Here is an 11,803-nt window from a genome sequence, read left to right on the forward strand (position 1 = left end):
TTAAAGCCCCCATAGTGGAGGCTCTTAATTAACAAAAATTAGTTTTGGTTGGGTTGTTTAATTTCAACGTATGTACTTGCGCGAAGCTCTCTTAACCAGCCATCTAACTCTGCATCAAATTGACGGTCACCAAGAATTTGGCGCGCTATGCGTTTTTGCTGTTCCTGAGTCATGTCTTGCTGACGTGCATCAGTAACTTGCAAAATATGCCAACCAAACTGTGTTTCAAAAGGTTCACTGACTTCGCCAATTTTCGCAGTCTGCATTTTTTGATCAAACTCTGGCACCATCATACCTGGTGAAACCCAACCTAAGCTACCACCATCACGTGCAGAACCTGGATCATTAGAATAAGTTGCAGCAAGGACTGCAAAATCATCACCTGCCTTTACACGGCTATAGATACTGTCAATAGTGTGTTTGGCATTTTCAGGGCTTACCACTTCAGAAGTCTTAATCAGAATATGGCGAGTTTGGTATTGTGGCACAATTGTCTTTTTCTCATTTGACTTGCGCTCTAAGAGTTTCAACAAGTGGATGCCATCTCGAGCCTGAATTAAATCAGTAGTATTGCCTGGTGAAACTAAAGCGATACTCGATGCAAGTTCTTCTGGAATATCTGCGATTGAGCGCGAGCCCATATCTGCACCTTCAACTTTAATTGTAGATGTAGAAAATTGTTTCTGTATCGCATCTACATCATTCGAAGCTTGAAGTGCATCTTGAACTTGTTGCGCGACTTGAGTGAGTTGTTGTTGAGAGGCTTCACCAGAAATTCTGAAGTGAATCACGTGAGCTTGAGTACCCACAGCAGCTTGACCTTCCGGTGATTTGAGGAAGTTTTCAACATCTTGGTCGCTGATTTTGATGCGTGACATCACTTGTTGTTGACGTAAGCGCTGAATAGCAAGATCATCAGCGACTTTAGCACGTAGGTTTTCATAAGTGCCCGGAGCCATACGGTCAAGCTTTTGCTGGAAGTCTTCAAGGCTATTACTGTTCGACTGGCGAGCAACATTAAGCACAGCATCATTTAAAGTTTTTTCATCAACTTGAATGCCATAGCGTTTTACTTGTTCAAGTTGTGCATTTTGGATGATGAGTTTATTCAGAGCTTGATTTTCAAGTACCTGAAGTGGTGGTACATCCTGTTTTTGAGCTTTAAGCTGATGTTGTAGCTCAGCGACACCTTGTGCAATGTCACTTTTTAAAATGGCACTTTTGCCAACAATAGCAACGATTTGATCTGATGGGTTTGCATAACTTGACACTGATGCAGAAATAACAAGTGCTACCGCTGAAGCTTTAAAGAGTTGTTTTAAATTTTGCATCTTCATTAATTTGTCCAATTTTGTTTAACTTTATCGAAACCCAAGATTCGATTTTCCAGTAAAGAGCTTAACTTACTGTTTAAGCCACCAAGTCCTTTAAGTGTAAACTCTGCCATTACAGCACGTTTTTGTTTGGTGTCTGGTGCATTAACATCATCTAAGTCATTGTAATAAGAGCGACCATAGACCGAAACACCCCAGCAGCACGACTCATAATTAATACCTAAAAGGTACTCGCGTGCAACACTGTTGTCTAGATCATATTGCATATGACCCATCAAATTCCAATTACCTTTCACAGGTTGTATAAAGGATGCTGTAACTTGGTCATAGTGGTCTTGACGATCTTCAAGTCGCTTACGATTAAAATAACCAAAGTTGTATAGGTTACCTTGATCACCTGTGTAATACACTTGTAGATCACGTTGAGCATTATCTCCGTTAGACATCCACATTGAGTTTGCATTTACAGTAAAGTTCTGTGAAAGCTGGCTGGCAATGCTGATCACAGGACCAGTTTGACGCTCAGTATTAAATGGGTCATTTTGACTATTATTCAAAGTCACCTTACGGTCTTCAAAATAGTAACTTTGTCCGATGCTGGCACGTAAACGTTCTAATCCGATAGTATCAAAGAGGCTGTAACTTACCCCGAGTGATAAGAAGTTATTATCTTCTAGGCGGTCATGACCGTAAAAGCGACGTGGATTAAAGAGTTGATCGTAATTCAGGGACGCTGCGGTTGAGTCAAAGTTTGGTGAACTGTTTTGATTTCTATGTGGTGCATAAGCATAGAATGCACGTGGTGTGATGGTTTGTAAGAATTTTCCATCTTTTTCAAAGATAAGACCAGCATCTAAAGTAAACTCTGGAACTATAACTGCATTGTCTTTGGTATTTTTTCTTTGTTCTTCGGTGATACGATCAATCGTATTTTGATCAAAGAAGGTATTTATAGAGCGAACTGATGCTTGAGGTATAAAGAATGACCATTGATTGCGGAAATTATATCGAGCAGAAAACTCATTATAAAGACGTGTACCACTTGGTTGATAAATGGTGTCCATATTTGAGTTGTCTGAAGCATTTAAGTCATTAATATCTTTTTGGAAATATGCTGTATCGTTATTAAATTCATATTCCAGTCCTTGCGGATTACCAGTGATATAATTGACGAGCAATTGCGGTAGTCGTGCATAGGGGCGATCAACATCATCAACATCAGGGTCTAGCGTCTGGAAGTCTTCAACTTTGAGTTGCGCGCGTAACCCTGGAATTCCATTCGCGTAATTAAGATCCCAAGCGCGGCGTTGGTTTAACTCCGTTCTTGTATTCGGATTGCTGTCTAGATCGGCAAAGAAGTCTTTATCAGAAACATAGTTGTATTCTAAATTGGTCATCCATTGGTCATTGATTTTCCAATTATGCAAGAGGTGTAAATCTTTACGATCTTCATCATCATATTTACGATCTTGTGCTAAATAACCACCCCAAATACGACCTCCACCATATTGTTCAGTCAGATATCTGAACTCACCCTCAGCCATCAATCCACGGCCGCCAATGAAACGTGGAGTTATAGTCGCATCATAATTGGGTGCTAAATTGAGATAAATTGGCGCCTCAAGTTCTAAACCACCATCGTTGGTATAACCAAAACCTGGGTTTAATAAGCCAGTGGTACGACGATCATCAATAGGGAAATTGAAATATGGCACAGCCAGCACTGGTGTGTTTTTAATATATAGTTTAGTGCCTTTGGTCACGCCACGCCCAGTGTCTTGATTTAACTCAATCGAATTGGCTTGAATCTTCCATGTTGGGCTTTGCTCAGGTGGACACGTGCTATAAGTTGCATTCTGAAGGAGTAAAATATTGGGTGAGGTGCGCTCAATATTTTCTGCACGACCATGCCCATGTGTCGCTTCTGAAATATAAAAGCTGTTATTGAGGCGTCCCGTTTGGGTTTTTAAATTGTAGTCAATTTGATCACTTTGAGCCAATAAACCCGCTTGTGCCAACTGTACATTGCCAGAAGCTTTGGCATGGGTTTGAGTGTTGTCAATTTTAATCTTATCTGCACGAACCATACGACCTTGCTGATCGATGATGACATTGCCTTCTAATTCTGAATCACCATTTGGATTGTAATATGCACGATCAGCGGTGATGATCGATGTTGCTTGCTCAGGATCAACTGCTTTAGTATCAGGGCTGATAGGTGTCAACCAAGTTTGAGCACAAAATTTCGAGCTTGGGGAGAACGTGCTACGTTGTTGCGCTTCGGCTGAATTTTTATTGACATAATATTGATCAAAGAAGCGCTGACCAGGGTAGCTTTCTTTAATTGCAGTTTGAAGTGCTTGATTGTCCACCTCAGTTGTACTGTCTTTAGAGTCGGCATAACTTGAGACTGTGCTACCACACAATAAGGTTAAAATAGCAGTCGCCAAAGGGCTGAAAGTAAACTGATGCTTCATTTGCTTCATTTATATCATTAACCAAGTATGCAAATTGCAATTAATTATTGTCGCATCATAGAGAAAAAACGGATTAGTGGCTACACTTAGCACTTTAAATATTCAGCCTGTACTAGAATTTATAGCAAATGAATACACAACGTGAACAATTGATACATACGTGGGTGCAATCTGTACTTCAATCAGAGCAGTTCGAAATAAAATATTTAGCAGGCGATGCCAGTTTCCGTCGCTATGCGCGAATCACCTTGAATAATAAATCATTTATGTTAATGGATGCACCTCCAGAAAAAGAAGATTGTGTACCTTTTGTGACGATTGATGAATTCTTTGATCGTCATGGTGTTCGTGTTCCACATATTGTTGCAAAGGATTTAGAGCAAGGGTTGTTGCTTCTTGAAGATTTTGGGGATGAGCTTTTAGCGAACCATTTAAACAATGACACGGTAGATCAGCATTATTTACAGAGTTTTAAACAACTCATTCAATTACAGTCTATTCATGGTGTGGATCAGTTTCCAGAATATAGTTACGAAAAATTAATCAGTGAAATGGAGTTATTCACAGATTGGTTGCTTCCATCACTAAATATTCGATTAAATGCTGATGAACAAGGTTTGATTAAGCGTACTTTTGCGATATTGGCAAATGCGGCTTTAGCTCAACCACAAGTGATTGTTCATCGAGACTTTCACAGTCGTAATCTCATGTTGTTGAATGATGAACAAGAACAAGGCGTAATTGATTTTCAAGATGCGGTAATCGGTGCGGATACCTACGACTTGATTTCAATTACACGTGATGCATACGTGCAATGGCCTCCAGCACGTGTAAAACAATGGTTTAAAACCTTTTATGAATTATTACCAGATGATTCAAAAATTGATCGTGATTTAGAGCGCTTTATTAAAGATGCTGACTTCATGGCGATTCAACGCCATTTAAAGATTTTAGGTATTTTTGTGCGATTGTTTGAACGTGATGGAAAGTCGGGCTATTTAAAAGACCTGCCTCGTGTCATGTGGTATTTACTCGAAGAGTCGAAGCCTTACGCTGAACTCACTCCATTTATTCAATGGGTTGAAGATAAAGTGCTTCATGCATTTGAAGCCAAGTATGGTCACTATGAGGTAGTAGCTGCATGAAAGCCATGATTTTAGCAGCCGGTCTGGGTAACCGTATGCGTCCCTTGACGCTTTATAAACCAAAGCCACTGTTGGAAGTGGGTGGGAAGCCTTTAATTGTATGGCATATTGAAAAACTAAAGTCGATTGGTGTTAGTGAAATTATTATTAATTCGGCATGGCTAGCAGACAAATTGATCGGTGCTTTAGGCGATGGTTCTCAGTTTGGTGTGAACATTCGCTGGACGCGTGAAGATGAGGGTTTGGAAACAGCTGGTGGAATCATCAATGCTTTGCCCTTGTTGGGTGAAGAACCATTTATCCTCGTCAATGGGGATGTGTGGACTCAGTTTGATTTTGCTCAGTTGCTTGAGCTTGATTTACAAGAAGATCTAGCGCACTTGGTACTTGTACCAAATCCACTACAACATCCTCAAGGTGATTTCACACTATTAGATGGTCGTGCTTATACTTTTGAGCAAGAAAAAGAGGGCGAAAATCTGACTTATAGTGGTATTGCGGTGATTCATCCTCGTTTATTTGAAGGTCTAGAATGGGGCAAGCGTCCTTTAGCACCTTTGCTTAAAGATGCTATGCACAACCACAGAATTTCTGCTGCAAAAATGGCAGAAACGTGGGTGGATGTGGGTACTCCAGAAAGGTTGATGCAGTTGGATCAGCAAATTCGAGAAGGACAATTTAACTAACTGAGTATTCACTAAGCGTTAAATAGTGTTCCACGATGCATAAAACGGTATACTTTGATTAATTTTATTGAGATGTTTACTGTTTATGCATCCTTTTTTTCATGAGTTACAACAAGGTAGTCAAAAACTAGGTTTATCACTCAGTGATGAGGCGTTGAGTTTATTATTAAAATATCAAGATGCGCTTGTATTGTGGAATAAGGCGTACAACTTGACCGCGATTCGTGATCCTAAAGAAATGTTAGTTAAGCATTTATTGGATAGCCTCAGCATCTTGAAAGACTTGCCTCAAGGGCGATTGCTTGATATCGGTACCGGTGGTGGTATGCCGGGGATGATCATCGCGCTATGTCAACCTGAGCGAAGCTGTGTGCTTCTGGATTCGAATGGAAAAAAAATTCGTTTTCTCAAACAGTTTATTGCTGATCTAAAACTAAAAAATGTTGTGGCAGTTCAAACTCGAGTAGAGAATGAAGAGAGTATTAATGAACTGGGTAAATTCGATGTAATTACCAGTCGTGCTTTCGCCTCACTGACAGATTTTATTACTGCTTCTCGTCCTTTTATGCATGAAAACAGTATTATTGCTTCAATGAAAGGTTTAATTCCTGCTGAGGAAATTGAAAACCATAAAGATGAGTTGAGTTGCGAAATTATTGAGCTTCACGTTCCTCGTTTAGATGAACAACGTCATTTATTGCTACTTAAACAAATTTAAAAAATCTAGGGATTGGGGTTACCATGGCTCAAATTATTGCTATTGCGAACCAAAAAGGTGGCGTAGGTAAAACCACGACTGCTGTAAATTTGGCTGCATCATTAGCAGTGCTTAAAAAGCGAGTATTGTTGATTGATATGGACTCTCAAGGCAATGCCACTATGGGTTCAGGTATTCAAAAGAATGATCTCTTATACTCAGTAACTGATGTTTTACTGGGTGAAGTGCCAATTGAAACTGCCATCACTAAAGCTGAAGTTGGATATCGCGTAATTGGCTCCAATCGTGATTTAGCAGGTGTTGAATTAGCCATTGCTGAGCAAGACGGTCGTGAATTTATTCTGCGTGATGCGATCCAACAAATTGAAGATAAGTTTGATTACATCATTGTGGATTGTGCACCAAGCTTAAGTTTGATCACGGTAAATGCATTGGCTGCTGTTAAAAGCGTGATCATTCCAATGCAGTGTGAATATTATGCCTTGGAAGGTTTGGCGGATTTAACACAAACGATTGATCGTATTCAACAAGCGTTAAATCCTGATTTAGAAATCATTGGTGTATTGCGTACCATGTACGATGCTCGAAATGCGCTGACACGTGATGTGTCCGATGAGTTGGAGCAGTATTTTGGTAAAAAATTATACGAAACGGTTATTCCTCGAAATGTGCGTTTAGCGGAAGCGCCAGCACATGGGTTGCCGATTATTTATTTTGAAAAAAGTTCTAAGGGTGCAGTGGCTTATTTGAATCTTGCTGCTGAAATGTTAAAAAAAACCAAAGTGAAAAAAGGAAGTAAAGCATGACCGTGAAGAAAAGAGGCTTAGCAAAGGGTCGTGGCTTAGATGCGTTATTGGGCTCTATTCAAAAAGAAAAATTACAATTAGAAGCACAGTCATTAGATCATGGTCAGCTCAAACAAGTAGATGTCAAACTTCTTAAACGTGGTAATTATCAGCCGCGACGCTTTATTCATGAAGAAGACCTTCAGGAATTAGCATCTTCTATTAAAAAGCATGGCATCATGCAGCCGATTGTCATTCGTCCAATTGAGGATGAAGTACATCAATATGAAATTATTGCAGGGGAGCGCCGTTGGCGAGCAGCTCAAATCGCTGGACTAAATGAAGTTCCTGCAATTGTTCGTGATTTGTCAGATCAAGTTGCAATTGCGTTGGCATTAATTGAAAACATTCAACGCCAAGATTTAAATCCAATTGATCAAGCTATGGCATTGCAGCGTTTTCATGAAGAGTTTGGATTAAGTCACCAAGAAATTGCTGAAACGGTGGGCAAGGCACGTACTACGGTAAGTAATTTATTGCGCTTATTAAGCTTAGCGGATCCGATTAAAGACCATATCCAACAAGGTCAATTAGATATGGGGCATGCGCGTGCAATATTGACTTTGCGTGCAAAAGACCAAATTGAAATTGCAAAAATTGTCATTGAAAAAAACCTTTCTGTTCGTCAAACAGAACAGTTAGTGCGTGATTTTAATGCACCAAAACAGGATAAGCCAAAACCATCAATTTCAGCTGATTTAGAGCAACTGACTCAGCGTCTTTCTGAACGTTTCAGTGCAGATGTTAAAATTGATCACAATAAGCAAGGTAAAGGTAAGCTTGTGATTCATTACCATTCACTTGATGAGTTAGATGGTATTCTAAATATCTGTTTAGATGAAAAATAATTAATTTAAAAGCAGTAAATGTGATTTATTTAGATGAGTTTGAGATTTAAGTCATTTAGGTCTCAATATTCCAATTGAGCTAAGGTTTACTTTGATCATTCCATACAATCAGGTCATTGATTTTAGAGTGGGGCAGACTTTAGCATTCGATGTTCGAATTATGTATGATTAAATTGCATACGTGCTGAATCTGTTTAGGTGTTTAAGGATACCGTACCAATTAGAGGTTGTGAGTGAAGCAAGATTTTAAAGTTTATATGCGTTTGTTGAGTTACTTAAAACAGTACTGGACGATTGCATTGATTGTTGTATTTGGTTTTGTGCTGAATGCCGCGACTGAAGTTTCTGTTGCGAAATTATTAGAGCATATTATCAATGCCATTCAAGAACAGGATCGAAGTTTCACGAACTTATTCCCATTTTTGGTTGTGGTTTTGATGTTTGTACGAGGAGTGGGGCTATTTCTAGGTGGATACTACACTTCGGTGATTTCTCGAAATCTAATTTTTAATATTCGCCAAGAAGTTTTTGCTAAATTAATGCGATTACCGTCGCAATATTATTTAGATAACACTAGTGGTCATATTACTGCCAAAATTATGTACAACGTTGAACAGCTGACTGCTGCCTCAACGGAGTCATTAAGAACCTTATTACAACAAGGTTTGATCACCATTGCGCTGTTAGGATATTTGTTCTATTCCAACTGGCGCTTGACTTTATGTATTTTGATTTTTGCGCCTTTAATCGGTTTTTTGATTAGAAAAGCTGCTAAACGTATGCGTAAGCTGTCTACTCAAGTGCAAGATACGATGGGTGATGTAAACCATGTAGTGCAAGAAACCGTGAATGGTAATTTAGTTGTTAAAGGGTTTGGTGGACAGGCATACGAGCAAACTCGTTTTAAAGAAACCTCACTCGAAAACTTGCGTCGTGGTTTAAAAATGGTTGCAGTACAACAATTAAATAGTCCTGTTGTACAACTTATTATGGCGATCGCTTTAAGTATTGTGATTTGGATTGCTTTAAGACCTGAGATATTACAGGATACTTCAGCGGGTCAGTTTGTTGCGTATATTACTGCAGCCGGTATGTTGAGTAAGCCGATTAAAGCTTTAACCGATATCAATGAAAAATTACAGCGAGGAATGGCTGCAGCACATTCAGTATTTGAATTATTGGATATGCCTGAAGAAAAAAATGAAGGGCAGTTAAAACCACAACTCAGAGGCAATATTGAATTTAATCAGGCAAATTTAACATATAGCGATGGTTTCCATGCCATCCATGATTTCAATTTAAATGTTAAAGCTGGGCAGACTGTAGCGTTGGTGGGGCGTTCGGGGGCTGGTAAGTCTTCTTTAGTTAACTTATTGGTTCGTTTTCAAGAATTAAGTTCAGGGTCAATCAAATTTGACGGCCATGATATTCAAGATATTGAAGTTACAGCGTTACGCTCACAAGTTGCTATGGTCAATCAGCAAGTCGTGCTGTTTAACCGAACTGTTCGTGAGAATATTGCTTATGGACAGTTACAAGATGCTTCGGAAGAGCAGATTATTGCTGCTGCGAAAGCTGCTTATGCCCATGACTTTATTATGGCACTGCCTCAAGGCTATGACACACCATTAGGTGCTCAAGGTTTAAATTTATCTGGTGGACAAAGACAGCGTATTGCAATTGCTCGCGCAATCTTAAAAAATGCTCCGATTTTAATTCTTGATGAAGCGACAAGCGCATTAGACAATGAGTCTGAATACTTCATTCAACGTGCTTTTGATGCAGCGATGCAGGATCGGACAACGATTGTCATTGCACATCGATTATCAACGATTGAGAATGCAGATCTTATTGTGGTAATGGATAAAGGTCGAATATTAGAGCAGGGAACACATCAGGAATTACTCGATTTGCGTGGTGCATACTTCCAACTGCATCAACGTAATTTTGAGGAATAAGTTATGTCTATTGCGCAGGTCATTCAAAACGCTTGGAATAAGCAATCCAAGTGGTTGATTGTATTGCGACCCCTGTCATTGCTTTATCGATTAGGATTTTCCCTGAACAAAGCCTTGTATCAACGTGGTATAAAACCTATTTATACTGCACCAGTTCCTGTCATGGTCATTGGCAATATAACGGTAGGTGGTAGTGGTAAAACACCGTTATTAATTCAATTGGTTAAATATCTTCAACAAAAAAATATTCGAGTTGGAGTAATTAGTCGAGGCTATGGTGGTAAAGGTCCTTTTCCTGCAAGCGTGAATCTGGATTCTGAGCCAAATGAAGTGGGTGATGAGCCCTGTTTAATTGTGCAATCTACTGGCGTGCCGATGGTCGTAGGTGGGCAACGACAGAAAAGCATAGAGTTGCTTCTCTCTAAGCATCAACTTGATTTGATCATTAGTGATGATGGTTTGCAACATTGGGCACTTGATCGTCAATTAGAATGGATTGTGCTGGATAACAATCGTGGTTTGGGTAATCAGAAACTGTTGCCAGAAGGTTTTTTGCGTGAGCCAGTAGCACGGTTATGCAGTGGTACAGTAATTGAGCATGCTGAACAACCAAGTTCAGATCTGTATATGCAATTACAAGTAGCGGCGCCGTACTTGTTAAATCCAGTCGAAGATCAAGTTGAATATTTTGCCACTGATTTGAATTATTATGCGGTCGTTGGTATTGGGTTCCCGCAACGGTTTTATAAAACCCTTGAAAGTATGGGCTTAAAGCATTTTCAGTGTCATGAATTTCCTGATCATTATGATTATCAGATTGATGATTTACAATTTGAAGATTCAAATCCAATCATCACCACTGAAAAAGATGCTGTGAAACTCCTCCCTTTGTTAAAACAACATCCAGAATTTAGTCGTGAAATTTGGGTGGTTCCTGTTGAAGCAGCTTTATCATCAGCTTGTTATGATTTGCTGGATCACCAGCTTGCAAAACTCGGTATCGTAAACACATAAGGAATATCCATGAAACATATTGTAATACCTGCTCGCTTTGCAAGTTCGCGTTTACCTGGAAAACCACTACTTAAAATACACGGGCGTGAAATGATTTTACGTGTGGTAGATCAGGCGCGAAAAGTGACTGGGTTTGATGATTTATGTGTTGCTACTGATGATCAAAGAATTGTTGATCTTTGTAAGGCAGAACAAATTGATGTTGTGTTAACCAGTGCAGAACACCCTTCTGGAACCGACCGATTGAGTGAAGTCGCACGAATCAAAGGTTGGGCGAGTGAAGATATTATTGTAAATGTGCAAGGTGATGAACCATTATTGCCTGCATCTTTAGTCCAACAGGTTGCTTCTTTGTTAGAGCAAAAGCCTGAATGTTCAATGTCTACTTTGTGTGAAGTGATCAAAGAATTAGAAGAATTTAAGCGCGATAGTATTGTGAAAGTTGTCATGAGTAAATTCAATGAAGCGCTTTATTTTAGTCGTGCAACCATTCCATATGATCGTGATGGATCAAAGCAACAACCACATTTACTACATCCTAAAGCCTACCGACATCTTGGTTTATATGCCTATAGAGTGAAGTTGCTGCAAGAGTATGTGACATGGGATCAGGGTGAGCTTGAGGTTTTAGAAAGCCTTGAGCAACTACGTGTTTTAGAAAATGGTCATCGAATTGCAATTGATTTGGCAGAGGTGAGCTTACCACCAGGTGTGGATACGCAACAAGATTTAGACCGTCTTAATGCAATGCCTATTTCTCATTTCCAATAGTATAGAT

General features: G+C 39.5%; 10 protein-coding genes. 8 read left to right on the forward strand and 2 right to left on the reverse strand.

Annotated features, from left to right (window positions below; translation table 11 throughout):
- Nucleotides 1-38: 38 nt before the first annotated feature.
- Nucleotides 39-1,337 carry a peptidylprolyl isomerase gene (locus BMW42_RS02040; protein ID WP_092766210.1) on the reverse strand — a complete coding sequence of 433 codons (1,299 nt, stop codon included), beginning with the start codon at nucleotides 1,335-1,337 and terminating at the stop codon, nucleotides 39-41.
- Nucleotides 1,337-3,811: an LPS-assembly protein LptD gene (locus BMW42_RS02045; protein WP_092766270.1), complete on the reverse strand. Its 2,475-nt coding sequence runs from the start codon at nucleotides 3,809-3,811 to the stop codon at nucleotides 1,337-1,339. The genes BMW42_RS02040 and BMW42_RS02045 overlap by 1 nt, the downstream gene beginning before the upstream one ends.
- Before the next feature lie 128 nt (nucleotides 3,812-3,939).
- Here BMW42_RS02045 and BMW42_RS02050 point away from each other — a divergent pair, with 128 nt between their 5' ends.
- The 8 genes from BMW42_RS02050 to kdsB all read left to right on the forward strand — a co-directional run bounded on the left by BMW42_RS02050 (nucleotide 3,940) and on the right by kdsB (nucleotide 11,796).
- Complete coding sequence (locus tag BMW42_RS02050) at nucleotides 3,940-4,956, forward strand: aminoglycoside phosphotransferase family protein (protein WP_092766211.1); 1,017 nt, start codon at nucleotides 3,940-3,942, stop codon at nucleotides 4,954-4,956.
- The gene (murU, locus tag BMW42_RS02055; protein WP_092766212.1) at nucleotides 4,953-5,642 is read left to right on the forward strand and encodes an N-acetylmuramate alpha-1-phosphate uridylyltransferase MurU; all 690 of its coding nucleotides are present in this window, start codon (nucleotides 4,953-4,955) and stop codon (nucleotides 5,640-5,642) included. The genes BMW42_RS02050 and murU overlap by 4 nt, the downstream gene beginning before the upstream one ends.
- A gap of 85 nt (nucleotides 5,643-5,727) precedes the next feature.
- Nucleotides 5,728-6,360, forward strand: coding sequence for a 16S rRNA (guanine(527)-N(7))-methyltransferase RsmG (gene rsmG, locus BMW42_RS02060; RefSeq protein WP_092766213.1), 633 nt, complete (start codon nucleotides 5,728-5,730; stop codon nucleotides 6,358-6,360).
- Between the two features lie 23 nt (nucleotides 6,361-6,383).
- Nucleotides 6,384-7,166 carry a ParA family protein gene (locus BMW42_RS02065; RefSeq protein WP_092766214.1) on the forward strand — a complete coding sequence of 261 codons (783 nt, stop codon included), beginning with the start codon at nucleotides 6,384-6,386 and terminating at the stop codon, nucleotides 7,164-7,166.
- Complete coding sequence (locus tag BMW42_RS02070; RefSeq protein WP_092766215.1) at nucleotides 7,163-8,053, forward strand: ParB/RepB/Spo0J family partition protein; 891 nt, start codon at nucleotides 7,163-7,165, stop codon at nucleotides 8,051-8,053. The genes BMW42_RS02065 and BMW42_RS02070 overlap by 4 nt, the downstream gene beginning before the upstream one ends.
- 233 nt (nucleotides 8,054-8,286) lie before the next feature.
- Nucleotides 8,287-10,011 carry a lipid A export permease/ATP-binding protein MsbA gene (msbA, locus tag BMW42_RS02075; protein WP_092766216.1) on the forward strand — a complete coding sequence of 575 codons (1,725 nt, stop codon included), beginning with the start codon at nucleotides 8,287-8,289 and terminating at the stop codon, nucleotides 10,009-10,011.
- Between the two features lie 3 nt (nucleotides 10,012-10,014).
- A complete protein-coding gene (gene lpxK, locus BMW42_RS02080; protein ID WP_092766217.1) occupies nucleotides 10,015-11,025 on the forward strand; it encodes a tetraacyldisaccharide 4'-kinase in 1,011 nt (336 codons plus the stop codon).
- 9 nt (nucleotides 11,026-11,034) lie between these two features.
- Nucleotides 11,035-11,796, forward strand: a complete 762-nt coding sequence (gene kdsB, locus BMW42_RS02085) for a 3-deoxy-manno-octulosonate cytidylyltransferase (RefSeq protein WP_092766218.1) — start codon at nucleotides 11,035-11,037, stop codon at nucleotides 11,794-11,796.
- The last annotated feature ends 7 nt before the right edge of the window (nucleotides 11,797-11,803 follow it).

The organism is Acinetobacter sp. DSM 11652 (assembly GCF_900109815.1).
Classification (GTDB): domain Bacteria; phylum Pseudomonadota; class Gammaproteobacteria; order Pseudomonadales; family Moraxellaceae; genus Acinetobacter.